The sequence below is a fragment of the Planotetraspora sp. GP83 genome, assembly GCF_041262585.1.
GTDB lineage: Bacteria > Actinomycetota > Actinomycetes > Streptosporangiales > Streptosporangiaceae > JAOEGB01.
The window spans coordinates 261,344-284,106 of the sequence record NZ_JBGCBZ010000002.1 but is presented as its reverse complement, the minus strand read 5'-3'; the positions used below and the strand labels follow the sequence as shown (position 1 = coordinate 284,106).

22 protein-coding genes are annotated in these 22,763 nt (G+C 68.2%); 14 read left to right on the top strand and 8 right to left on the bottom strand.

Going from position 1 to position 22,763, the window contains the following annotated elements:
* The first annotated feature begins 245 nt into the window (after nucleotides 1–245).
* Complete coding sequence (locus tag ABH927_RS04095; protein WP_370018163.1) at nucleotides 246–1,943, top strand: DUF4082 domain-containing protein; 1,698 nt, start codon at nucleotides 246–248, stop codon at nucleotides 1,941–1,943.
* Between the two features lie 10 nt (nucleotides 1,944–1,953).
* Nucleotides 1,954–2,544 (top strand): dTDP-4-dehydrorhamnose 3,5-epimerase family protein, encoded by a 591-nt coding sequence (locus ABH927_RS04090; protein ID WP_370018403.1) that lies wholly within the window; start codon nucleotides 1,954–1,956, stop codon nucleotides 2,542–2,544.
* A gap of 231 nt (nucleotides 2,545–2,775) precedes the next feature.
* Here ABH927_RS04090 and ABH927_RS04085 read toward each other — a convergent pair whose 3' ends face one another.
* The 4 genes from ABH927_RS04085 to ABH927_RS04070 form a co-directional block, all read right to left on the bottom strand.
* Nucleotides 2,776–4,320: an MBL fold metallo-hydrolase gene (locus ABH927_RS04085; RefSeq protein ID WP_370018162.1), complete on the bottom strand. Its 1,545-nt coding sequence runs from the start codon at nucleotides 4,318–4,320 to the stop codon at nucleotides 2,776–2,778.
* Nucleotides 4,321–4,591: 271 nt separating this feature from the next.
* A complete protein-coding gene (locus tag ABH927_RS04080; RefSeq protein WP_370018161.1) occupies nucleotides 4,592–5,656 on the bottom strand; it encodes a 2-oxoacid:ferredoxin oxidoreductase subunit beta in 1,065 nt (354 codons plus the stop codon).
* The gene (locus tag ABH927_RS04075) at nucleotides 5,649–7,493 is read right to left on the bottom strand and encodes a 2-oxoacid:acceptor oxidoreductase subunit alpha (RefSeq protein ID WP_370018160.1); all 1,845 of its coding nucleotides are present in this window, start codon (nucleotides 7,491–7,493) and stop codon (nucleotides 5,649–5,651) included. Before ABH927_RS04075 ends, ABH927_RS04080 begins: the two co-directional genes overlap by 8 nt.
* 184 nt (nucleotides 7,494–7,677) lie before the next feature.
* Nucleotides 7,678–7,755 (bottom strand): putative leader peptide, encoded by a 78-nt coding sequence (locus ABH927_RS04070; RefSeq protein ID WP_370018401.1) that lies wholly within the window; start codon nucleotides 7,753–7,755, stop codon nucleotides 7,678–7,680.
* A 164-nt stretch (nucleotides 7,756–7,919) separates the two neighbouring features.
* Between ABH927_RS04070 and ABH927_RS04065 the strand changes: the two genes are divergently transcribed.
* The 5 genes from ABH927_RS04065 (at nucleotide 7,920) to ABH927_RS04045 (ending at nucleotide 11,542) form a co-directional block, all read left to right on the top strand.
* Nucleotides 7,920–8,291: an NADH-quinone oxidoreductase subunit A gene (locus tag ABH927_RS04065; protein WP_370018158.1), complete on the top strand. Its 372-nt coding sequence runs from the start codon at nucleotides 7,920–7,922 to the stop codon at nucleotides 8,289–8,291.
* Nucleotides 8,292–8,376: 85 nt separating this feature from the next.
* The gene (locus ABH927_RS04060; RefSeq protein ID WP_370018400.1) at nucleotides 8,377–8,916 is read left to right on the top strand and encodes an NADH-quinone oxidoreductase subunit B; all 540 of its coding nucleotides are present in this window, start codon (nucleotides 8,377–8,379) and stop codon (nucleotides 8,914–8,916) included.
* Nucleotides 8,913–9,485, top strand: coding sequence for an NADH-quinone oxidoreductase subunit C (locus ABH927_RS04055; protein WP_370018157.1), 573 nt, complete (start codon nucleotides 8,913–8,915; stop codon nucleotides 9,483–9,485). The genes ABH927_RS04060 and ABH927_RS04055 overlap by 4 nt, the downstream gene beginning before the upstream one ends.
* On the top strand, nucleotides 9,478–10,431 hold the full coding sequence (gene nuoH, locus ABH927_RS04050; protein ID WP_370018156.1) for an NADH-quinone oxidoreductase subunit NuoH: 954 nt from the start codon (nucleotides 9,478–9,480) through the stop codon (nucleotides 10,429–10,431). The genes ABH927_RS04055 and nuoH overlap by 8 nt, the downstream gene beginning before the upstream one ends.
* Before the next feature lie 340 nt (nucleotides 10,432–10,771).
* The gene (locus ABH927_RS04045; protein ID WP_370018154.1) at nucleotides 10,772–11,542 is read left to right on the top strand and encodes a hypothetical protein; all 771 of its coding nucleotides are present in this window, start codon (nucleotides 10,772–10,774) and stop codon (nucleotides 11,540–11,542) included.
* Nucleotides 11,543–11,633: 91 nt separating this feature from the next.
* Here ABH927_RS04045 and ABH927_RS04040 read toward each other — a convergent pair whose 3' ends face one another.
* Nucleotides 11,634–11,915 carry a GntR family transcriptional regulator gene (locus tag ABH927_RS04040; protein ID WP_370018398.1) on the bottom strand — a complete coding sequence of 94 codons (282 nt, stop codon included), beginning with the start codon at nucleotides 11,913–11,915 and terminating at the stop codon, nucleotides 11,634–11,636.
* 101 nt (nucleotides 11,916–12,016) lie between these two features.
* On the opposite strand from ABH927_RS04040, the gene ABH927_RS04035 reads away from it, so the two are divergent.
* Complete coding sequence (locus ABH927_RS04035; RefSeq protein WP_370018153.1) at nucleotides 12,017–12,229, top strand: hypothetical protein; 213 nt, start codon at nucleotides 12,017–12,019, stop codon at nucleotides 12,227–12,229.
* Nucleotides 12,230–12,255: 26 nt separating this feature from the next.
* Here ABH927_RS04035 and ABH927_RS04030 read toward each other — a convergent pair whose 3' ends face one another.
* The 3 genes from ABH927_RS04030 to ABH927_RS04020 are packed head-to-tail and all read right to left on the bottom strand — an operon-like array spanning nucleotide 12,256 to nucleotide 14,924.
* Nucleotides 12,256–12,591: a hypothetical protein gene (locus ABH927_RS04030; RefSeq protein ID WP_370018152.1), complete on the bottom strand. Its 336-nt coding sequence runs from the start codon at nucleotides 12,589–12,591 to the stop codon at nucleotides 12,256–12,258.
* Nucleotides 12,588–14,639, bottom strand: coding sequence for a hypothetical protein (locus ABH927_RS04025; protein WP_370018151.1), 2,052 nt, complete (start codon nucleotides 14,637–14,639; stop codon nucleotides 12,588–12,590). The genes ABH927_RS04030 and ABH927_RS04025 overlap by 4 nt, the downstream gene beginning before the upstream one ends.
* Nucleotides 14,640–14,663: 24 nt before the next feature.
* Nucleotides 14,664–14,924 carry a hypothetical protein gene (locus tag ABH927_RS04020; RefSeq protein ID WP_370018150.1) on the bottom strand — a complete coding sequence of 87 codons (261 nt, stop codon included), beginning with the start codon at nucleotides 14,922–14,924 and terminating at the stop codon, nucleotides 14,664–14,666.
* Nucleotides 14,925–15,709: 785 nt separating this feature from the next.
* On the opposite strand from ABH927_RS04020, the gene ABH927_RS04015 reads away from it, so the two are divergent.
* The 6 genes from ABH927_RS04015 to ABH927_RS03990 are packed head-to-tail and all read left to right on the top strand — an operon-like array spanning nucleotide 15,710 to nucleotide 22,710.
* Complete coding sequence (locus tag ABH927_RS04015) at nucleotides 15,710–16,480, top strand: 4Fe-4S binding protein (RefSeq protein ID WP_370018396.1); 771 nt, start codon at nucleotides 15,710–15,712, stop codon at nucleotides 16,478–16,480.
* Entirely contained in the window at nucleotides 16,477–17,016 is a 540-nt protein-coding gene (locus ABH927_RS04010) for an NADH-quinone oxidoreductase subunit J (protein WP_370018148.1), read from the top strand. Before ABH927_RS04015 ends, ABH927_RS04010 begins: the two co-directional genes overlap by 4 nt.
* A 45-nt stretch (nucleotides 17,017–17,061) precedes the next feature.
* The gene (nuoK, locus tag ABH927_RS04005) at nucleotides 17,062–17,391 is read left to right on the top strand and encodes an NADH-quinone oxidoreductase subunit NuoK (RefSeq protein ID WP_370018146.1); all 330 of its coding nucleotides are present in this window, start codon (nucleotides 17,062–17,064) and stop codon (nucleotides 17,389–17,391) included.
* Nucleotides 17,388–19,331, top strand: coding sequence for an NADH-quinone oxidoreductase subunit L (locus ABH927_RS04000; RefSeq protein WP_370018144.1), 1,944 nt, complete (start codon nucleotides 17,388–17,390; stop codon nucleotides 19,329–19,331). The genes nuoK and ABH927_RS04000 overlap by 4 nt, the downstream gene beginning before the upstream one ends.
* Nucleotides 19,328–20,869, top strand: coding sequence for a NuoM family protein (locus ABH927_RS03995; RefSeq protein WP_370018143.1), 1,542 nt, complete (start codon nucleotides 19,328–19,330; stop codon nucleotides 20,867–20,869). Before ABH927_RS04000 ends, ABH927_RS03995 begins: the two co-directional genes overlap by 4 nt.
* Nucleotides 20,866–22,710 carry an NADH-quinone oxidoreductase subunit N gene (locus tag ABH927_RS03990; RefSeq protein ID WP_370018141.1) on the top strand — a complete coding sequence of 615 codons (1,845 nt, stop codon included), beginning with the start codon at nucleotides 20,866–20,868 and terminating at the stop codon, nucleotides 22,708–22,710. Before ABH927_RS03995 ends, ABH927_RS03990 begins: the two co-directional genes overlap by 4 nt.
* Nucleotides 22,711–22,763: the final 53 nt, after the last annotated feature.

The following is a 22,763-nucleotide window of genomic DNA, read 5'->3' as shown; positions in this document are numbered from 1 at the left end:
TTACCGGAAACGCATGGAATCTCTTCCGTTGGCGCGCGATTGATGCCTATTTGTCGCTATTTATTCGCCCAAACGAGTCTCTGTCAGGATGTTTCGGGCATTTTGGCCATGTGATGAACAATGGCCGAACTAGTCCATTCGTGTTGTTCCGTGGTGTCTCAACCGCAACAATGGCCGCGCATGAGGATGGCTGACTCGATGTCGAACCAGGCGCTCTGCTGAGCGCGGAGGTCGGAGGCAGGGCGATGGCACGTACCCCTCAGCACGGGGACAGGGCGTCCGGCCCGCGGCGGAGGCCACGTCTGCTGGGCTTGGCCTCGCTGCTGGTCGCCTGTGCCGTCGGCGGGGTCACGGTCACCGTGGCGCTCACCCACCACTCGTCCAGCCCGTCTCTCGGCAAGACCGCTCCCGTCGCCGACGAGCAGATCCTGCAGGCCAGCTTCTGGAAGCCGAAGGGCGCGGTGTCCGCCAGGACCCGCTCCGACCGGGTGCCGGTGGAAGTCGGCATGCGGTTCGTCCCCGACCGCGCGGGCCAGGTCGTCGCGTTGCGCTTCTTCAAGGCGTACGGCGATCGCGGCCGTCACGTCGGGAGCCTGTGGAGCGACTCCGGCGCGCTGCTCGGCCGGGTGACCTTCGGGTCGGAGACGCGCTCCGGCTGGCAGCAGGCCCGCCTGTCGTCCCCGGTGGCTCTGAAGGCCGGGCAGACCTACACGGTTTCCTACAACAGCAGCCGCGGCGGGTACGTCGCCCAGCGCGGAGCCTTCGCCGGCGGCCCGCTGAAGGTCGGGCCGCTGACCGCACCGGGGGAGCGCAACGGCGTCTTCTCGTACGGCCGGCCGGCTTTCCCCACGCGCTCCAACTCGGCGGGCTACAACTACTTCGTCGACGTCGTCTTCCGTTACGCGACGGTGCGGCCCGCCCCATCGGCGACGGCCACCCAGTCGGACCCGCCCGTCCTGGCGAGCCCGGCGCCTTCGGAGGTCCCGGCCGCCACTCCGACGCCGGCCCCCACGGTCAGCCCTTCCTTCAGCCCTTCGGTGAGCCCCACGGACACGGCGACGGAGACGCCGACGGCGACGGTCACGCCCACTCCGGCCCACACCCCGACCCCGACCCCCACCCCCAAGGTCACGCCGACCTCCCCCGTCACGGCCCAGCCCTCGTCGTCGGCGCCGCCGGTCGGCGGTTTCCCCGACGAGGGGAGCGCCGGGCCGCCGAGCGGCACGGTCTTCAAGAGCTACAAGGGCGGCGAGCTGCGCCAGAACGGCGCGGTCCTCGACGGCGTCGTGCTGACCGACGGGCTCGACGTCTACGCGGACAATGTGACGATCCGCAACTGCAAGATCGTCGCGTCCGGTGAGTGGGGCGTCCAGCTCAGGAACGGGCATACCAACCTCGTCGTGGACCACTGCGAGATCGCCGGCGACGGGCGGCACCAGCTCGCCGTGGCCGTCAAGAACATCGGCGACGGCGACATCACGATCCGCGGCAACGACATCCACGACGCGACCGACGCGATCAACACCGGCCGTGGGACCATCGAGGGTAACTACATCCACGATCTGCGGGCGTTCTCGGGAGACCACGTGGACGGCATCCAGACCGAGGGCTCCTCGGGCAGCCAGCCGTTGGTGATCAAGAACAACACGATCCTCAACCCCGTCGACCAGACGAGCGCGATCATGCTGGCCACCAGCCTCGGTCCCGTCACCAACGTCCTCATCCAGGGCAACCTGATCGGCGGCGGCGGGTACTGCTTCTACGGCGGCGGCGACAAGGCCGGGTCGAGCAGGAACGTGGTCGTCCGCGACAACGTGTTCAGCCGGTCGATCTTCTCCAAGTGCGGCACGTACGGACCGGTGGCCTACTTCGACGTAAAGGGGCCGGGCAACGTCTGGCAGAACAACGTCTGGCAGGGCACCCGCACGACGATCGAGCCCTGACGTGGAGGAGATGTCCATCGGCGGGGCCTACGTCTTCACCCCCGTCCTCCACGGTGACGACCGGGGCACGTTCCTGGAGTGGTTCAAGGCCGAGCGGTTCACCGAGGTGATCGGGCATCCCCTCGGCCTGGCCCAGGCCAACTGCTCGGTCTCCCGCCGCGGCGTGCTCAGAGGCGTCCACTTCGCCGATGTGCCGGTCGGGCAGGCCAAGTACGTCACCTGTGTGGCCGGCTCCGTCATCGACGTCGTCGTCGACCTCCGGGTCGGGTCGCCCACGTTCGGCCGCTGGGAGGCCGTCGAGCTCGACGACGTGACGAGGAAGGGCGTCTACATCGCCGAGGGGCTCGGGCATGCCTTCATGGCGACCAGCGAGCAGGCGACGATCGTCTACCTGTGCTCGGAGCCGTACGCGCCGGGACGCGAGCACGAGGTGCACCCGCTCGACCCCGAGCTGGGGATCGCCTGGCCGAGCGGGGTCGAGCCGCTCCTGTCACCCAAGGACGCCGCCGCCCCCACGCTCTCCGAGGCGCTCTCCGGCGGCATCCTGCCCGACTACCAGGAATGCCTGGCCTACTACGACAAGCTCCGCTCCCCCGCGTGATCATGCACGTGTTCCCGCACGCACCGTCCTACCTGGTGCTTTGTGCGGCGTGATCATGCATGACGAGGGTGCGCCCCGATGGACGGACACTGCATGATCACAAACGGTGCCGCCACTGATCAGACCGCGTACGGCGGAATCCATGCATGATCACGATCCGGGGAACCCCACGTCCCCGAGCTTCCGGGGAAACCCTGCATGATCACGGCGGCGGGTTGCCTGACCGGGTCTCTAAGGCAGTGGCTCCACGCGTAGGGGCAGCGTGCCGCCGTCGACGCACTTGCCCGTGGCCGCCTCCCATTTCCAGTGGTGCCGAGGGCATTCGATGATGCCGCCGCAGACGGTGGCATGGGTGAGGTCCTCGCCCGCGTGCGGGCAGAACCGCTGCATCCGCAGGCCGTCCCGCTCGATCGTCTCGGTGTTCTGCCGCTCCCGCAGCATCTGCATCGTCTGCACCGGCTGGTTGCCGTACCGCAGCAGGCTCATGAAGGTCAGGTCGAACACGTCGGGCTCGCGGTGCAGGCCCACCCGCATGGACAGCAGGGCCTCCTCCCAGCCGGTCCGCTCCTCGATGACGGCCCTCATGGTCCGAGGGCACAGCAGCAGCGTGTATTCGGGGTCGTACGGCTCCTCACCCTCGATCACGAACCGCTCGGCGAGGCGGCCCAGCCGTACGTCCCACATGCGGCCGTCGGCCACCAGGCGGACGTCCTTGGTGAAGTCGCTCAGGAAGCGCTTGTTCCAGCTCTGGAGCTTGGCGAAGTACGCCTCGATCTCTTCGGCGGTCACCGGCTCGGCCGGCTCGTCGTAGAACGCGCTCCACTCGTCGCGGCGGCGTTCCCGGTAGGCGGCCAGATCCTCGGAGGCACGGTCTTCCGAGGCCGGCGCGTCGGTGTCACGTTCCACGACCGGGCGGCCGCCGTGTCCCTCGCCGAGTCCGCCGCCGCCCGCCTCGCCGAGCCGTACGGCGTCGCCGGGGAAGAGGCGCAGCACCTCGACGCCGGGGCAGGCCTCGGCGAACTGGTCGGCCACGTCCTCCCACTGCGGGAAGATCGTAGCGTCGCGGTCGTTGTACGCCTCGAGGACCGGGTCGAGGAAGCAGGCCGGGCCCGCCGACGGCAGGTAGGCCGAGGCCCCGGTGATCCGCACCTTGCGATAGAGCGTGTCCAGCAGGTCGCCCCGGACGGCCTCGACCTTCTTCCGCATCACATCGGGCGGGTAGTCGTAGCAGTTGGGGTACCACATGGCACCGGAAAACTGCGCGGCGAGCAGATCGACGTCGCAGGGCAGCTCGGACATCGGGGTGTTGCAGTCGTTCAGGTCGAGGAAGCGGAAGCCGTCGAGGTCGAGCAGGAGCCCGCTGTCCTCCTTGTGGCTGGTGTCGAGGTACATGGTGACGGTGAAGCCGGGGCCCAGCTCGTAGGACTCCCTGTGGCCCAGCGCCACGACGTTCTCGTAGCCCAGCGCCGCGAACCGCTTCACCATGATCTTCGAGCGATAGCGGGGGACGATCACCGTGATCGACCTGTCCAGGGTGCGAAGCAGGCGTTCGTCGTAGTGGTCCTCGTGCGCGTGCGAGATGTAGAGGTAGTCGAACCGCTCGCCGCTCACCACGTCCAGAAGGCGCCGGTTGTCGGGGTACGGGAACCATGAGTGGAGGAACGCCGGGTAGAACCAGGGGTCCATGAGCAGCCGCACGCCCCTGTTCTCCGCGATGAACCCGGCGTGACCCAGATAGCGCAGCCCTGTCTCGGGCGCGCGGCGGTACAGGTCCACTGAGAGATCCCCTTCACAGCGTTCACACTCGTCCGGCCCAGCTCACCGCCGTGCGGCGCGGTTCGAGTATGCCATCGATGCCCCTATAAATGGGGCCGTATGGGGACGCTTCCGCTCCCGTAGCCGGGAGGCTTCGGCTACGGGAACCGGAGGCTTCGGCGTGAGGAAACGGCCGCTTGCTGTCCGGGGGGACGGCCGCTTCACCGCCGGGAATCGGCCGCGGCCCCGGCACAGGAAAGTGCCGGGGCCGCAGGCCGTATTCAAGTGTTTTTCAGCCGATTCGCCAGGTGTCTCCAGCGAGGAGGAGGTCACGAAGGTCGCCCTTGCCCTTGTCGGCGGTGGCGGCCTCCATTTGCTCCCGCATGAGCTGGTCGTAGGCCGGGCGGTCGATCGAGCGGAAGATCCCGATCGGCACGTGCTCGAACGCCGGGTCGTCCAGCCGCGACAGCGCGAACGCCAGCGACGGGTCCGGGTTGTGCGCGTCGTGAACGATGATCTCGCTCTCGGCCACCTCCGCGCGGCGCACGACCTCCACGCCGCCGTACGGCGAGAGCCGTACCGCCTTCTCGTTCTCGCCGGTGCCGAAGACGATCGGCTTGCCGTGCTCCAGCTTCACCGTGATCTCGTCGCGGGTGGCCGGGTCCTTCAGCGCCTCGAAGGCGTTGTCGTTGAAGATGTTGCAGTTCTGGTAGATCTCCACCAGCGACGTGCCCCGGTGCGCCGCGGCCTCGCGCAGCACGCTCTGGAGGTGCTTGCGGTCGGAGTCGATGGTCCGGGCGACGAACCCGGCCTCGGCCCCCAGCGCCAGCGAGATCGGGTTGAACGGCTTGTCCAGCGAGCCCATCGGGGTCGACTTCGTGATCTTCCCGACCTCGGACGTCGGCGAGTACTGCCCCTTGGTCAGACCGTAGATCCTGTTGTTGAACAGCAGGATGTTCAGGTTGACGTTGCGGCGCAGGGCGTGGATCAGGTGGTTTCCGCCGATCGACAGCGCGTCGCCATCACCGGTGATCACCCACACCGACAGGTCGGGCCGGGAGGAGGCCAGCCCGGTCGCGATCGCCGGGGCCCGGCCGTGGATCGAGTGGAAGCCGTAGGTGTTCAGGTAGTACGGGAACCTCGACGAGCACCCGATGCCCGAGACGAACACGATGTTCTCCCGGCGCAGGCCGAGCTCGGGCAGGAAGCTCTGGACCGCGGCCAGGATGGCGTAGTCGCCGCAGCCGGGGCACCAGCGCACCTCCTGGTCGGACTTGAAGTCCTTGAGGGTCTGGGTGGCCTCCGCCCTGGGGACCAGGGCCAGGCCCTTGCCGTTGAGCGATTCGGTGCTAGTCACTGTCGATCACGTCCTGGATGACGGCGGCCAGTTCCTCGGCCTTGAACGGAAGCCCGCGCACGCGGTTGTAGCTGATCACGTCGACCAGGAAGCGGGCTCGGAGCAGCAGCGCCAGCTGGCCGAGGTTGATCTCGGGCAGCAGCACCTTGTCGTAGGAACGCAGCACGTCGCCGGTGTTGGCGGGCAACGGGTTGAGGTGGCGGAGGTGGGCCTGGGCGACCTTGGACCCGGCCTTGCGGACCCGCCGTGCGGCCGCCGCGATCGGGCCGTAGGTGGAGCCCCAGCCGAGCACCAGAACGCGGGCGTCGCCGTCCGGGTCGTCCACGTCCAGGTCCGGGACGTCGATCCCGTCGATCTTGGCCTGGCGCAGCCTGACCATCTTGTCGTGGTTGTCGGGGTCGTAGGAGATGTTGCCCGTGCCGTCGGCCTTCTCGATGCCGCCGATGCGGTGCTCCAGCCCCGCCGTGCCAGGGACCGCCCAGGGGCGGGCCAGGGTCTGCGGGTCGCGCTTGAACGGCAGGTACGCCCCGTTGTCGCCGTTGGGCTCGGTGGTGAACTCGACCGAGATGTCCGGCAGGTCGTCGATCTCCGGGACCCGCCACGGCTCGGAGCCGTTGGCCAGATAGCCGTCCGACAGCAGCATGACCGGCGTGCGGTACCGCAGGGCGATCCGGGCGGCCTCGACGGCCGCGTGGAAGCAGTCGGACGGCGTGGCCGGAGCCACGACAGGGACCGGCGACTCGCCGTTGCGGCCGTAGAGGGCCATGAGCAGGTCGGTCTGCTCGGTCTTGGTCGGCATGCCGGTGGAGGGCCCGGCCCGCTGGACGTCCACGACGATCAGCGGAAGCTCGGTCGTCACCGCCAGGCCGACGGTCTCGGCCTTGAGCGCGACCCCCGGCCCGGAGGTGGTGGTCACGCCGAGAGAGCCGCCGAAGGCCGCGCCCAGCGCGGCGCCCACGCCCGCGATCTCGTCCTCCGCCTGGAACGTCCGGACGCCGAACCGCTTGTGCTTGGACAGCTCGTGCAGGATGTCCGACGCCGGGGTGATCGGGTAGGACCCCAGGAACAGCGGCAGCCCCGACTGCACCGACGCCGCGATCAGGCCGTAGGCCAGCGCCTGGTTGCCCGAGATGTTCCGGTAGACGCCGGGGGCGAGCTGGGCCGGCTTGATCTCATAAGAGACCGAGAACGACTCCGTGGTCTCGCCGTAGTTCCAGCCCGCCTGGAAGGCCGCGATGTTGGCCTTGGCGATCTCGGGCTTCTTGGCGAACTTCGCCTCCAGGAAGGCGACCGTCGCCTCCGTCGGCCGGTGGTAGAGCCAGGACAGCAGGCCGAGCGCGAACATGTTCTTCGCGCGCTCCGCGTCCTTCTTGGAGATCTCGAAGCCCTCCAGGGCCCGCACGGTGAGCGAGGTCAGCGGCACCGAGTGGACCCGCCATTCGCTCAGCGAGTCGTCCTCGAGGGGGTTGCCGTCGTAGCCGACCTTCTGCAGGTTGCGCTTGGTGAACTCGTCGGTGTTGGCGATGATGTCGGCGCCGCGGGGCAGGTCGCCGAGGTTGGCCTTCAACGCGGCGGGGTTCATCGCGACCAGGACGTTGGGCGCGTCGCCGGGTGTGAGGATGTCGTGGTCGGCGAAGTGCAGCTGGAAGCTGGACACTCCGGGCAGAGTGCCCGCAGGGGCGCGGATCTCCGCCGGGAAGTTGGGGAGCGTCGACAGGTCGTTGCCGAACTGCGCCGTCTCCGCGGTGAATCGGTCGCCGGTGAGTTGCATGCCGTCGCCGGAGTCACCGGCGAACCGGATGATCACGCGGTCGAGTTGCTGAACCTGCTTGGTCACAGTTGCTCAGTCCTCCTCGACGCGCCCAGGCGTCTGTGCTGGCACGTTCTTATATCCATGCTAGATCCATCGGGGCCACGCTCTTGTTTTGTCGTGCGAGTTATTGACGTGCGAAATTACCGTTGCTCGCCGCGTACGCGGGGAGACGAGCTGGGGGTCGACGGCCGCCGGGGCGACGGCGTCATCACGCTCGTGAACGGCCCGGACGACACAGCCCCGCCGCGAGCCGGCACAGGTCGACGTGCAAGCGAGCGAAGAGCATGTTTCGGGTCACGATCCTCAACTATATGCTGGCGGCCGCCCTTCGGCCGTCACCTGACCGGCTGGTGAGATCGTGGCTCGCGCACGGTTCGTCTTCCCAGGTCGCCGCCGGTGACTGGGATCCGATGGGCGCGCGGCCTATGATCGGGAGGAGGAGGCGTGGAGATGAACGAGTATTTCGGATCTTATGCCGTTGTCATGGTCCTCCTCCTCATCGGCCTGGGGATCTTCGCCGGGGGCCTGTTCGCCAACCGGCTGCTCCGGCCGAACCGGCCGACGCCCGAGAAGCTGATGACCTACGAGTGCGGCGTCGACCCCGTCGGCGAGGGCTGGGCCCAGTCCCAGATCCGCTACTACGTCTTCACCTATCTCTACGTCGTCTTCGCGGTGGACGCCGTCTTCCTCTTCCCGTGGGCGACGATCTTCGCCGCACCTGGGTACGGAATGACCACACTTGTCGAGATGTTCGTCTTCCTGGCCTTCATCGCCCTGGGCATCCTCTATGCCTGGCGCAAACGGGTGCTCGCCTGGACGTGACGGGCGGCTCGCTTCGACGTGATGGGCGCTCGCCTGGAGGCGGCGACGGGAGGAGAATGGCCGTATGGCGGTGAGCGATCTCCCGATGCCCACGGTTGGGCCCGCGTCCCGGCTGGCGCCCAAGCCGATGAAGTTCGTCCTGAACTGGGGCCGGCGCTATTCGCTCTGGGTGTTCAACTTCGGGCTGGCCTGCTGCGCGATCGAGTTCATCGCGACGTCGATGAGCAGGCACGACTTCATCCGGTTCGGCGTGATCCCGTTCGCCAACGGGCCGCGGCAGGCCGACCTCATGATCGTCTCGGGCACGGTGACCGACAAGATGGCCCCGGCCGTCAAACGGCTCTATGAGCAGATGCCTGATCCCAAGTACGTCATCTCGTTCGGGGCCTGCTCCAACTCGGGCGGGCCGTACTGGGACTCCTACTGTGTGACCAAGGGCGTCGACCAGATCATCCCCGTCGATGTCTACGTCCCCGGCTGCCCGCCCCGCCCGGAGGCGCTGCTCCACGGGATCATGAAGCTCCAGGAGAAGATCGCGGGCGAGACGCTGAGCGATCGTTACGCCGGCGAGCGCGGGAGGCGCGGCGAGCTGGGGGCCGGCGAGCTGGGGGAGCGGCCCTCGTGAGCGCCGCCATCGCGACCTCGATCCAGGGCCGGTACGGCTCGCGCGCCGAGATCTCCGACTCGTTCGGCGAGATCGTGGTCGACGTGGGGCCGGCCGACTGGATCGACGCGCTGTCCTTCGCCCGGTCGAAGGGGTACGAGTTCTTCGACTGGCTGACGGGGGTCGACGAGCCGCCGGACGGCTTCTCGGTCGTGGCCCACGTCTTCGACCCGGTCAAGATGGCCCACCTGCTCATCCGTACCCGTGTGCCGCGCGCAGACCCCCGGTTGCCGACGGCGACGGGCGTCTTCCGCGGAGCCGACTGGCACGAGCGGGAGACGTTCGAGATGTTCGGTGTGATCTTCGACGGCCATCCCGACCTGCGTCCGCTGCTGCTGCCCGACGGTTTCGAGGGCCATCCGCTGCGCAAGGACTTCGTGCTCGCCGCCCGCGTGGCGAAGGCGTGGCCGGGGGCCAAGGAGCCCGGCGAGTCGGACCACGGCTCCCCGAGCCGCCGCAAGATGCTGCCTCCCGGCGTCCCCGCCGACTGGGCGGGCGGGCCTGCCGTACAGGAGGAGGGCGATGGCTGACGTGCTCGACATCGCGGTCCGGCTGATCGCCATCGTGGCGGCGTTCCTGGTGTTGCCGCTGATCGTCGGGCAGATGGAGCACAAGGCCATGGCCCACATGCAGTCCCGGCTCGGGCCGATGTACGCCGGAGGCTTTCACGGCTGGGCGCAACTCATCGCGGACGGCGTGAAGTTCGCCCAGAAAGAGGACGTGATCCCGGCCGCCGCCGATCGCCGGGTCTTCGCCATCGCCCCGGCCGTGGCGCTCGTGCCGTACCTCGTGGTGCTGATCGTCATCCCCGTGGCCCCGGGCCTGGTGGGCGTGGACCTCGACGCGGGGCTGTTCTTCGTGCTGGCCGTGATGGGCGTCGGCGTCCTGGGCGCGATCATGGCCGGATGGGCGTCGGCCAACAAGTACAGCGTGCTCGGCGGCATCCGGGCGGCGGCCCAGCTCATGTCGTACGAGCTGCCGCTGGTCCTGGCGGCGTCCAGCGTGGCGATGGCGGCGGGCACACTGTCGTTGCAGGGCATCGTCGAGCAGTGGCGATGGTGGTGGCTGCCGTGGCAGGCCATCGGAGCCGTGGTGTTCTTCGTGGCCGGGCTGGCGGAGCTGCGCAGGCCGCCGTTCGACATGCCGATCGCCGACTCGGAGATCATCATGGGCCCGATGACCGAGTATGCCGGGATCAGGTTCGCCCTGTTCATGCTCGCGGAGTACGCCGGGATCGTCGTGCTCTCCGCGCTGACGACCGTGTTGTTCCTGGGCGGCTGGCATGGCCCGCTCCTGCCCGGGCTGGTGTGGACGTTGGTCAAGATCTTCGTCCTGGCGTTCGTGGTGATCTGGGTCCGCGTGAGCTACCCCCGGCTCCGTGAGGACCAGCTCCAGAAGCTCGCCTGGATCGGCCTCGTGCCACTGGCTCTGCTGCAACTCGCGTTGACGGGGGTCGTCAAAGTCCTCATCGCATGACCGCCGACTCCCCGCCCGGCGACTCCCCGCCCGGCGATTGGGCATCCCGGCGCGGCGCGGCTCCCGGGCCGGAGCCTGCGGACGGTGGTGCCCTTCCGGGGCCGGGGTTATCGTCGGCCGGTGGCCTGGCGCCCCGCGCCGGTGCCGTCCCCGGGTCCGGGCCCTGCCCGGCCACCCGTCTGTCCTGGGACAACGGCCAACTGGTGGCCTCCGACGCCGCTTCGGGACGTTCCGTACGGCTTCCGCACGGAGTTCCTCGGACGCTGATCTGCTACCGGTTCACGCGGGACCCGTCCAAGGGGGCGAAGCAGAAGGACAAAAGGCCGTTCACGGCCTTGCCGTGGCGGACGCGGATGGGCTCGTGCTCGCTGATCTGCCGGGTGAGTGGCCGACCGGCCTCGGGTTCGCGTTCGCGGCACGGCACGGCCTTGAGTTCCGCGCGTGGGACTTCACGCCGATCCAGGCCCGCCAGTTCCTCTCCCGGCGGGCGCCCGGATGGGGGATCCTCCGCGGGCTGCCCGTCCGCCCGCCTCCGACCCGGCGGCAGCGGATCGCCCGGTGGGCCCTCGTGATCGCGGGGGTCGTGTGCGCCGCCTATGCGATCCACCTGCTGCCCCCGCACACCTGGCGCTGGATCCGATCGGCCGTCATGAGCGTGGCCGACGTCCTGGAGCTCAAGTGGCTGGCCCTCATGGTGAGCCCGCTCGGGGCGGTGCTCGCCCCGGCGTTCCGGCGGATCGACCGGGCGCTGCTCGGGAGAAGGGTCGGGCGTGGCCAGGCCCTCGCCGCCGTTGACCGGCCTTCGAGGCCGCGTATCGCCGTCAACGGAGAGAGGCTCGAGATCGGCGGCCTCGGCCCGGACCGCCAGGCCATCCGGCTGAGGAACCACCGGATCGACCACATCGGGCTGCTGCGCTACCGCTGCGAGGACCTGGCGGGCCTGTTCATCCTCGATACTGCCGGCGTGCCGCTGTACCACTTCCCCGGCCGATGGACCCCCGCGGACGTGAACCGCTTCGCCGTACGGCACGGCATCACCTACGAGGTCCGCGACCTGCCTCGCCCCGAATACGCCACCCTCGCCAACGCCGCCCGCGACGCCTCACCCTAGAACCGGGTCGTTAACGGGGATGCGAGTCGCCAGCAGCGGGGAATCGAGGTCCCCAGCCTGGCAGACCGGAGACGAGCCTCTGGGCGATCATCTATGTGGGACCCGGTTCCAAGCCCGTCGACTCGGTACCCTCACCCTCCGCCCGGTCCCCCGGCGCGCTGACAAAGCTGCCCAGGTTGGGCACCGTATAGAGGAGTCCTTCCTCTCTCAGCTGCTTCATCGCCTTGCGCAGTGTGCCCCGTGCCACCCCGAACTCCTGCATGAGCTGTACCTCGGACAGGAGATATTTGGGGTGATATGTGCCATCGACGATGCGACTTCGGAGTCGCTCGGCGACCTGAACCCACACGTAGCGATCCGGCTCGAACTCCATCACGTGGGCAACCGTATGAATTCATGTCCAGGCACCATCAACCAGACCATGGTCTGCCATGGCATGGACAGGCATGTACAGGCTGAAGTACGCTGCGTGACATGACAACTCCAAGGGAGAGCCGTCTCGACGAGCTTCGTGCAGAGTTTCCCGCGTGGGCGGTGTTCCGTAGCGACGAGGGCACCTTCTATGCGACCAGGCGCGGCGTGATCCTTACGAGCGAGCAGCTCAATTCGGGCAGCCACAAGACCGTAGTCGCGGAGGACCTGCCGACGCTCGTTGAACTCCTCCGAGAGCAGGCGATGCTGAGATGATCCTCCGGCGCGCCCAACGGCGGACATCACAGCGGACACTTCCAGTTCGGCCACGCCGCTGTCGCCTCATCTTCCCAGCCGATGAGGGTTTTCCCGTGGTACACGGTTTCCTCGTGACCGTTCGCCCAGGTGAGGAGTTCTGCGCTCGGCAGTACTTTGCCGTTCTGCAGCCATGGCTGGCTTTTCACTTCCGCTGCTGGTATGGCGCCGCGGTCAATAAAACACTGCACGATGGCGACAAGAGCGGCATCACGGCGCCGGGCCTCATCTTGGATGGATGGCGGCTTTTCATCTGTGCATCCAACCAATATAAGGGCAAGTCCAGTCAAGATCATGGTACCAGCAAAATTACGCTTGCTCACTGCTGCAACCTCATGGCGTTCTGGGCATCTCTAATCCACTCGGTAAGCGTCTTCCGGGAATATTCGGTATCGGCGTGTTGGCTGATCCAGTCGGCCAAAGCCGCGTCAGGAGTGACGACACCGTGCCTTATCCAGCTTGCGTTCGCTGGTGGAAGCACTGCTCCCGCGGTTATTAGCCCTTGTATCACAGGCACTTCTACGTGGAGAACCTGTGCGCGGAAGGCGTCTGCGTTATCCCTTAGCGCTTGCAGGGCGTGTCCTGTGTCGAACATGCCGCTGGCCGGCGGTGTGGCGAGCGCCACAATAACCTGGCTGACCGTTCCTATGCCCAGGGCCTTGTTGAAGCTCAGTGCGCCGAAACCTCCGGTGATTATTGAGAGTGCCGTTTGCCGCCGCGCTGCCTCCTCGTCTGCCAGTTGTTCGGCCGCGAAGTGACGTTGACCTTTGAGTCGTTCGATCAAGCCATAAAGGCTGCCCATCTCCACCAGATAGTTCTCATCGGAGGGGTCCTTGATCGTCGCAGCTACGGCTATGCTTATGCGGCCGTCCATTGTTCCCTGAAAGGCGCCGAACTCTTTCGGGTCTTGTAGGGCTTGGTTGAAGAATGCCTCAAGCTCACTGGCCTTAGTTATAGGTGTCCAAGGATTGGAGGGGTTGTTCGCTTTCTGCATGGCAGCCGACGTGAAATCGTGATTCACCGATGCGGCGAAGTCGGGGAGATAGCGGTCAGCGGTGAAGATAAGGGCTTTGCGGATTTCGTGAGGGAGGACGATGTCAGGGTGGACCTTGGAGAACTCGGATGTCGACTGGACAATATTGACAACGGACCAAGCCGATTCCTTGGCATCGAGTGTGGTGCCGCGGTCGGCGGAAACCGCCGCTTGCAGGAAAGCAGCGGCGTGAGAAGACAGGTCGATCTTTCCCGGATCCGGGAGGTAGTCGGGATCGGCTCTTCTGCTCGTGGCGTCGACATACTTGCTGAAGTATGCGGCGGGATCGTAGCCGGGGGTGTGCCAGGAATCGTTTACCAGCATGCGGGTGTACACGAGGCCGGTGGTGGGGTTGCCGAGCACGTGTCGCGCGGCCACGCCGTTCTCGGCGGCGCGGTCCAGGACCGCGCCCATCGCGTCGAATTCGGCGAGGGCCCGTTGATGGTGGTTGACGTCCATATCGGTCACGAGCTGCTGATGGGAGGACGGCCAGTCGATCTTTCCCGCTTGGCGGGCGTCGAGCATGAGGCGGGTGACGTCGGTCAGGAAATCGGTGTCCCATGCCGTGCCGTGCGGGCCGTACTTGAGGAGCATGCCGATTGACCACGGGTCGCCGGACTTGAGCGCAGACTTGACCGAGTCGGAGATCAACGGCTCGCCGGCCTTGCCGTTGCCCGAGACGGTGCGGAGACGCGTGGCTGCGGCGAGGGCGGCGCCGAAGGCGGCGAGGATCGCCGTGTCCTTCTTGGTGAGCACGGGGTCGGTGGCGGAGCCGTTGTCGTGCAAGGTCTTGGCGAGGTGCGCGGCGAGGGGCCCGACAGACTGCCAGAAGACGCCGAGGTACTCCTTGTCGTTGAGATGGCTGCGCAGCCTCTCGGCAAGGGGAGCGAGAAGGGTGCGAATGGCCCCTTTGTCCCTGCCGTACGTCGCCATGACTGTGGCCGGGTCGGTACCCGAGAGGATTTTGGATAGCTCGGCGGCGTCTTGGTGGGCCTGGTAGCCGCTCTGTCCGGTGGCATCCCAGTCGAGTCGCACTATAGGCGCGCGCTGCGGTACCGCGCAGAACGGCATGTCCTTGCCCGGGGCGCCCGCGAGCGGGTCCCAGCCTTTCTCATGGGCCAGTTCGTACGCCCTGGACGTGCGGGCGTCCATGTCGCGGGCGTCGTTGAGCGCCTCGTCGATCAGGCGGGGCAGTACGGCGAAGCTGACATCGCTGCCCCATTTCTGCATCTTTTGCTGCATTATCGGGCTGTTCTTGGCCAGCATGTCATGCAGCGCCTGCAGCCGATGCGTCAGCTCTCGAAGGTTGGCGGGATCGACTCCGACGAATTCCCCCACGGCATCCCCTTCCGGTACGGCGACCTACGAGGCGACTTTCCGGCGCTCTGCCTCCTCCACACGGGCGACCAGGTGCGGCTGCTCGGCGAGAACGGCGTTCAGCAGCGTGGTCAGCTGCGTCTTTCGAGCGTTCCAACTCGCGGCCCAGCTTTCGGCCGCCAATCCTTGCCAGGTCTTGTCTCCGAACATCGGAGGAACGGCGCCAAGCGCACGAAGGATCTCGTCCGCCGCCCTCGCCGCCTCAGCCATGTCCGCTTTGCATGCGACGAGTTCGGACGGTGCCATATGTCGTCCCTCCAGCGATGTGGTTGACGCCGTGTAAAGCCTAGGGAAGCGCGGGCGATCAGCCAGGGATACGGGTGCCGACAATGAGGATTACCTGATTGCTGGGGGAGATAGACGGTGTATTCGGCGAGTTCGTCGCTCAGGTCGATGGGCAGGTTCGCCGTGATCGACAAACTCGTCGGCGGAGGCGAAGACGCCGACTGCCTCCCAGGCTTGAAGGGTCCGTTCGACCAGTTTCTGGCCGCATTCTGGGCACCGTGGCGATCACCTCGGCGGGGGCGTGGTTCATGTCGATCAGGCCGCCGTCGTCGTAATGCCGGGGGAGGTCGGGCCGTCCGATCCGGAGCTCGAAGGCGAGCGCCGGGTCGCGCTGCGCGAGATCGCGGGCCTCCCTCCGCAGGCCGCGCCGGTGCTCCGCCATGCGAATGGCGGCCTCGTTGGCCGTGGGAGCGATTGGCGGGGGAGCGAACGCCCTCGGGGAGAAGACCTGGCTGCGGATGAGGAGCGAGTGAATCGTCGCGCCCAGCAGGGCGCGATCGCCGCGAGGATGATAGTCCGTCCTTGAACGAGACGTGCTTGGAGTCCGAAAGGTCGACTCCCACCCACACCACCAGGCAGCCGGCGTAGAGGACGGCCGCCGCCGCGTTGACCTTGCTCCGGAGCCGCGCCGCCGCGTAGCCCACAGTGAAGGGCGCGTGTGGACAACCGGTGGACAAGCCTGTGGACATTGTGGAAAACCGACGGCGGGGGCCACCGCATTCACCTGTCGGCCATAGTGCGCCATGATGTTCAATGTGGCGCGCATACCAGGAGAAGGACTGGCCAAGGGGCTGGCGGTCACGCTGCGGCACATGCTGCGCAAATCGGAGACCCAGCAGTACCCCGAGGTTCACCCTGACCTGCCTCCACGCAGCCGGGGCGTGATCGCGCTGGTCGAGGAGAACTGCACCGTCTGCATGCTGTGCGCCCGCGAGTGCCCCGACTGGTGCATCTACATCGACTCGCACAAGGAGACGCTCCCGGCGCCCGAGGGCGGCCGGCCACGTGCGCGCAACGTGCTCGACCGGTTCGCGATCGACTTCTCCCTCTGCATGTACTGCGGCATCTGCATCGAGGTCTGCCCCTTCGACGCGCTGTTCTGGTCGCCCGAGTTCGAATATTCCGAATACGACATCCGGGACCTCATTCACGAGAAGGACCGGCTCGGGGAGTGGGCCGGGACCGTGCCCCCGCCTCCGCCGCACGAGGTCGGCGCCGAGCCGCCCAAGGAACTGTCCGCCGCCTCGCGGCCCGCCCGCCCGGCCCGTACGGCAGGGCCTCCTCAGGGTGCCCCGTCTCAGGCCGCCCCGTCTCAGGCAGCCCCGCCCGAGGCCAGTCCCTCCCAAGCCAGGCAGCCCCAGGGCACTCCGGACGAGGCCACGGCCGGCGCGCCGCGGGAGGAGAAAGCGCCCCGCCGCGAGCCGCCGAGGCCCATGCGGGACATCCGGTCCATCCGGCCTCCGGGGTCGCTGCCCAGGAAGCCCACGACGAAGGACGGGCCAGAGGAGGAAGCGTGACGTTGCAGGCGCCGGGTTTCTGGCCGCCTACCGGGCCGGAGATCGTCTTCCTGCTGCTCGGCGTCGTCGCGCTCGGCTCCGCGCTGCTGGTCGTCGCGACCCGTCAACTCGTCCACGCCGCGCTCTGGCTGGTCGTCTGCTTCGGCGCGCTGGCCGGCGGCTACCTCGTGCTGACGGCCGAGTTCGTCGCCTGGGTGCAGGTGCTGATCTATGTCGGGGCCGTCGTGGTGCTGCTGTTGTTCGGCATCATGCTGACCCGCGCGCCCATCGGCCGCTCGGCCGACCTGGACTCCGGCAACCGCTGGGCCGCTGCGCTCGTCGCCCTCGCCACCGCCGCCGTGCTGGTCACCGTGGTCGTCTCCGGGTTCCGTACGGCTTACGCACCGCTGGACCCGGGCCAGGGCGCGGCCAAACCGCTGGGGTCGAGCATCTTCAGAACCTGGGTGCTCCCGTTCGAAGCCCTCTCCGTGCTCCTGCTCGCCGCCCTGATCGGTGCCATCGTCCTGTCTCGCACCGACATCCAGGGGCGGAAATGACACACCACAACCGCATGCCGTACAGGCGCCTGGCGGTGAGCTGACGTGCACATCGTCTATCCCGTCGTGGTCTCTGCCCTGCTGTTCTCGATCGGCGTGTACGGCGTGCTTGCCCGGCGCAACGCGATCCTGGTCCTGATGTCGGTCGAGCTGATGCTCAACGCGGTCAACCTCAACCTGGTCGCGTTCGACGTGTGGCTCAGGGACCGGCTGCACGGCGGGCAGGTGCTCACCCTCTTCGTCATCGTGATCGCCGCCGCCGAGGTCGGCCTGGGGCTGGCCATCGTGCTGGCCGTCTTCCGTAACCGGAAGACCATCGACGTCGATCGTCTCCGTGACCTCTCGGAAGCCGATCCCGAGGAGGCCCGGCCATGATCGCGGTGACCGCCCTCATCATCTTGCTGCCGTTCGCCGCCGCCGCGGCCGGGCTGCTCGGATCCCGGTGGCCGCGCGGCGCAAGCCGTACAGACCGGGACCGTGCAGAACGGGACCGGGCGGAAAGGGACAACGCGTCCGCCTCGCGCAGGGCGGCGTGGTTCGCGATCGTGGCCGGCACCGGGTCACTGCTCCTGACGGTATGGCTCGCGTACGAGCTGTCGCGCGGCAGGGCCGGGGCGCCGGGCGGGCCGTTCTGGGCCGGCGTCCTTCCGGGGAAGGCCGAGGGCACGCTCACACGGATCGAGACGGGATCGGTGCCGATCTCCGTAACGCTGCGGGCCGACGGATTGTCGGTGCTGGTCGGCATCCTTGTCGTCGTGGTGGCGCTGGCGGTGCAGGTCTACTCGGTGGGATACATGCGGGGCGATCCCCGCTACCCGTCCTACAGCGCCTTCATCAGCCTGTTCACCAGCGCGATGCTGCTCGTGGTCTACGCGGGGGACCTGATCGTCCTCTACGTGGGCTGGGAGATCATGGGCCTGTGCTCCTACCTGCTGATCGGGCACTGGTGGGAGGACCGGGCGAACTCGCGGGCGGCGGTCAAAGCCTTCCTGGTCACGCGCCTGGGTGACGTCGGCTTCCTTTTCGGGATCTTCACGCTGGGGGTCGCGGCGGGGAGCTTCCGGATCGACGACGTCCTCAGTGCCGACCTGCCCAGAAGCACGCTCATCACCGCGACCCTGCTGCTGCTCGCCGGGGTCGCGGGCAAAAGCGCACAGGTCCCGCTGCAGACCTGGCTGCCGGACGCGATGGCGGGCCCGACCCCCATCAGCGCGCTGATCCACGCGGCGACGATGGTTGCGGCGGGCATCTTCATCGTCGCCCGGCTCTACCCGCTCTTTCTGGGCGCCCAGCCGACGCTCGACGTGCTGGCGGTGATCGCCGCCATCGGCATGCTCGGCGCGGCCCTCGCGGCGCTGGCCCAGGACGATCTCAAACGCGTGCTGGCCTACTCCACGATCAGCCAGCTCGCCTACATGGCCGGAGCGCTCGCCGCCGGGTCTGACAAGGCCGCGATCTTCCACCTGCTGACGCACGGCGCGTTCAAGGCGCTGCTGTTCCTCTGCGCGGGCGCGGTGATCCACCACGTCGGGTCCAACCTGATGAGTCACATGGGCGGGCTGCGCGCCGGGCTTCCCGTGACGTTCGCGGGGATGACGATCGGCTTCGCGGCGCTGATGGGCCTGCCTCCGGCCAGCGGCTTCTTCAGCAAGGACGCCGTGATCACCGCCATCGAGCACTCCCACAGCCCGGCGCAGCCGTTCCTTTACGGCTCGGCACTGCTCACGGTGGGGGTGACCGGGGCCTACGCCGCCCGCGCCTGGCTGCGGACCTTCTTCGGACCGGCCCGGGTCGAAGCGCTGCCGGAGCCGCCGCCGGGCACGGCGCACGTCTTCGACGGCCGGGAGGCGCCGAGGTCGATGCTCTGGCCGATCGGCCTGCTCGCCGTGCCGGCCCTGCTGCTGGGATTCGCCGGGCTCGGGATCGCCGGGCTCGGCGGCGTCGACTGGTCGTCGGCGGTGGTGAGCCTGGTCGTCGCGCTGCTGGGCGCCGGGATCGTCTACGCGCTGTGGCGGAGCTCGCCACACATCGACCCGGCGCGGCTGCTCGGCCCGTTCCGCGTGCCGTGCGAGCGGGCGTTCTACGTGGACGCTCTGTACGCCGCGCTGTTCGCCCGGCCGGTCTTCCGGCTGGCCCGCGGCGTCGTCCGGACCGACGAGAAGGTGGTCGACGGCGCCGTGCGCGGCTCAGGCAGGCTGACCGTCGGCCTGTCCGGTCTGGTACGGCTGGCCCAGAACGGCAACGCCCAGCTTTACGTCACCGGCCTCCTGGCAGGGTTGCTGCTGATCGCGGTGGCGGCGGTGGTCTTCGGATGAGCTGGCTTTTGATCGTCCTGCTGGCGGTGCCTCTGATCGGGGCCGCCGTCCTTCTGATCGCGCCCGCGCTCGGGAGAGTCAGCGCGTACGGCATCGCCGTGTCCGGGGTGACCCTGGCCGTCGCGGTCGCCGTGGCGGTGGCCTTCGACTACGGTCGTCCCGGCCGGATGCAGTTCCAGACGGACCGGCCGTGGATCCCCGGGCTCGACCTTCGGTTCCACCTGGGGCTGGACGGCATCTCGCTGCCGCTCGTCGTGCTGACCGCGCTGCTCACGTTCCTGTGCTTCGTCTACCTGGCCAGGCATCGGCCGGAGGGCGGGCGGCGACGGGCTCTGGTGTTCACGCTGCTGGTCCTCGAAGTCGGGATGATCGGCACCTTCCTCGCTCTCGACCTGCTGCTGTTCTTCGTGTTCTTCGAGGTCGTGCTGATCCCGATGTACTTCGTGATCGCCGTCTGGGGCGGCCGCGACCGGCGGCGGGCGGCGGTCAAGTTCATCCTCTACACGCTGCTCGGCTCGGCCGTCCTCCTGCTCGGCCTGCTGGCCGTCTGGGCGCAGGCCGGGACGCTCGACATGGTCGACCTGGCCGCGCGGCACGGGTCCGGCATCCCCCGATCGGCCCAGATCGTGGCGTTCCTCGCCATCGGCGTCGGCCTGGCGGTCAAGACGCCCATGTGGCCGCTGCACACCTGGCTGCCCGACGCCCACACCGAGGCGCCGACCGTCGGCTCTGTGCTGCTGGCCGGCGTGCTGCTCAAGATGGGTTCGTACGGTTTCGCCCGGATCGCGATCCCGGTGTTGCCGGAGGGCGCGGCGGCGCTGGCCCCCTGGCTCGGGGCGTTCGCCGTGATCGGGATCGTCTACGGCTCGCTGGCCTGCCTCGCCCAGCGGGATCTCAAGCGGATGATCGCGTACTCGTCGGTCGGCCACATGGGCTTCGTGCTGCTGGGCTTCGCGACTCTCACTCCCGTGGGCATGAACGCCGCCCTGTTCGGCAACGTCGCCCACGGCCTCATCACCGGCCTCTTGTTCTTCATCGCCGGGGCCATCAAGGAGCGGTACGGCACGGCCGACATGGCCCGGCTCGGAGGCGGCATGCTCCGTCGCCTGCCGTACATCGGCTCCCTGCTGACCTTCGCCTGCATCGCCTCGCTCGGCCTGCCGGGGCTCGCCGGGTTCTGGGGCGAGATGCTCGCCCTGCTCGGGGCGTACAAACCGGCCGCCGTGCTGTCCCGGCCGCTCTTCCTGACGTTCATGGCGGTCGGGGGCGCCGGCACGGTGCTGACCGCCGCGTACTTCCTGGTCATGCTGTCGCGGGTGACCCACGGGCGGCCGATCGACACCGTGCCCCCCGGGCCGCTAGCGCTGGTCGGTGATGTGCCGGGCCGGGGCCGGCTGGCCGACGTGACCGCCTACGAGCTGGCCGCGTGGGTGCCGTTGGTGGCTCTCACCATCCTTTTCGGGGTCTGGCCCAAGGCCCTGCTGGCCGTCACCACGCCCGCCGTGCAGGCGATCTTCGCGTCCGGGGTGGCCCCATGATTCAGTCGATCGATTATGCCGCTCTGGCCGTGCCGCTGATCCTCACCCTGCTGGCCGGGCTGGTCCTAGTGCTCGACGCCTTCCTGCCCGACCGTCCTGGCGGCGGGCGGCTGCTCGGGCTCGTCACGCTCGGCGGCGTCCTCGCGGCGCTCGCCGTCCTCGCCGCGCAGGCGGCCGCGGGGGTCGAGCGGCGCACGTTCTGCGTTCCGGCCTCACTCGGGGGAGGCCGGGCACTCGCAGGCGGCCCGGTGCTTACTGGTGGCGCGGTGCTTACTGGTGGCCCGGTGCTTCCTGGTGGCGCGGCGCTTACTGGCGGCGGCCCGTCCGGTCAGGTCTCGGCGCCCGTCTCGGCGTCCGTGTCATGCTCGTTCGTCGTCGACCGGTTCACACTGATCTTCGCCGCGCTCGTGCTCGTCGCCGGCGCCATCGTGGTGCTGCTGTCTATGGGGGAGCTGGCCGGTGGGCGGATCCCGGTCGGGGAGTGGTATTTCCTGCTGCTCAGCGCGCTCGTCGGGGCGATCCTGCTGGCGGCCTCTCGGGACCTGATCATGCTGGTCGTGTCCCTGGAACTGGTGTCCCTCCCCGTTTTCGCGCTGACCGCGTTGAAACGCTACGACGGCCGGGCGTCGGAGGCGGCGCTGAAGCTGTTCCTCGTCTCCGTGGTCTCCACCGCGATCATGCTCTTCGGCGTCTCCTTGCTCTACGGCATCACCGGCTCCGTGCACCTCGACCGGATCGCGGAGTTCTACGAGGCCGGGCGCGGCCTGGAGTTCGGCGGCGGCTCGGGTGCCTACACGTCCACGCTGGACATCTCGTTCGCCGGGGTGCCCTCGTCGACCGGATCAGCTATCACGACCGTCGCCGTCGTGCTCGTGCTGGCCGGCTTCGCCTTCAAGATCGCTGCGGTGCCGTTCCACTTCTGGGCGGGTGACGTCTACCAGGGCGCCCCCATACCGGTGGCGGCGCTGCTGTCGGTGATCTCGAAGGCGGCGGGCTTCGCCGGGCTCATCCTGATCCTTACGACGGCGTTGCCGAGTCAGGCCGGTGTGTGGGCCCCCGTTGTCGCCGTCATCGCGGCGCTGACCATGACCGTCGGCAACGTCCTCGCGATGCGTCAACGCAACGCCGTACGGCTGCTCGCCTGGTCGTCCGTCGCCCAGTCCGGCTACATCCTCGCCCCGCTGGCCGTCTTCGCCAACGTGGTGCAACGCGCACACGCCCGCGTGCGGATCGAGCACCAGCTTGAGACGGCTCGCGAAGCGGTCCTGAACGTCTCCCGATCCGTCGCCCGCCCGGCGTTCTCGCTGAACCCCGCCGAGGTCATGCCGCTGACGAAGTCGCGAAATATCGAACTTCCCCGGACAGTCGACATGGCGATCGAGCCCGTCGCCAACGCGTCTATCGCGTATCTCGTCTTCTACGCGGCGATGAACCTGGCGGCGTTCGCCGTCGTCATGCTGATCTCGAGAGAGCGGCAGCGAAACGAGCTGGACGACTACCGAGGGCTGGCGTTCCGGAGTCCGGGCGCGGCGCTGGCGCTGGCCTTCTCGCTCATCTGCCTCGCGGGGCTCCCGCCCGGGCTCTCCGGGCTCTTCGCGAAAATCGTGGTCTTCCGGGAGATCGTCGATGGGGGTCTCGGCTGGCTCGCCGTCGTGATGGCGGTCAACACCGTCATCGGGCTCTATTACTACATCGCCTGGACGGCCAAGCTGTTCACTCCGCTTCCCGGGGGCGAGAGCCGTACGAGATCGGCGCCTGTCGTGGTGGCCATCGGTGTGGCGATCCTGATCACGGTCGTCTTCTCCGTCGCTCCGCAGGTGGTCCTGTCCGCCGTGGGCTGAGCGGGCACCTCCTTACGCCGGGGAACGTTCGACCAGGCCATACGCGTTGGTAA

Excerpts from the sequence above, each read along its gene's own strand:
- ABH927_RS04095 (WP_370018163.1), top strand. The coding sequence starts at position 246 with ATGGCACGTACCCCTCAGCACGGGGACAGGGCGTCCGGCCCGCGGCGG.
- ABH927_RS04090 (WP_370018403.1), top strand. The coding sequence starts at position 1,954 with ATGTCCATCGGCGGGGCCTACGTCTTCACCCCCGTCCTCCACGGTGAC.
- ABH927_RS04070 (WP_370018401.1), bottom strand. The coding sequence starts at position 7,755 with ATGCTCTTCGCTCGCTTGCACGTCGACCTGTGCCGGCTCGCGGCGGGG.
- ABH927_RS04065 (WP_370018158.1), top strand. The coding sequence starts at position 7,920 with ATGAACGAGTATTTCGGATCTTATGCCGTTGTCATGGTCCTCCTCCTC.
- ABH927_RS04060 (WP_370018400.1), top strand. The coding sequence starts at position 8,377 with ATGCCCACGGTTGGGCCCGCGTCCCGGCTGGCGCCCAAGCCGATGAAG.
- nuoH (WP_370018156.1), top strand. The coding sequence starts at position 9,478 with ATGGCTGACGTGCTCGACATCGCGGTCCGGCTGATCGCCATCGTGGCG.
- ABH927_RS04040 (WP_370018398.1), bottom strand. The coding sequence starts at position 11,915 with ATGGAGTTCGAGCCGGATCGCTACGTGTGGGTTCAGGTCGCCGAGCGA.
- ABH927_RS04035 (WP_370018153.1), top strand. The coding sequence starts at position 12,017 with ATGACAACTCCAAGGGAGAGCCGTCTCGACGAGCTTCGTGCAGAGTTT.
- ABH927_RS04020 (WP_370018150.1), bottom strand. The coding sequence starts at position 14,924 with ATGGCACCGTCCGAACTCGTCGCATGCAAAGCGGACATGGCTGAGGCG.
- ABH927_RS04015 (WP_370018396.1), top strand. The coding sequence starts at position 15,710 with ATGTTCAATGTGGCGCGCATACCAGGAGAAGGACTGGCCAAGGGGCTG.
- ABH927_RS04000 (WP_370018144.1), top strand. The coding sequence starts at position 17,388 with ATGATCGCGGTGACCGCCCTCATCATCTTGCTGCCGTTCGCCGCCGCC.
- ABH927_RS03995 (WP_370018143.1), top strand. The coding sequence starts at position 19,328 with ATGAGCTGGCTTTTGATCGTCCTGCTGGCGGTGCCTCTGATCGGGGCC.
- ABH927_RS03990 (WP_370018141.1), top strand. The coding sequence starts at position 20,866 with ATGATTCAGTCGATCGATTATGCCGCTCTGGCCGTGCCGCTGATCCTC.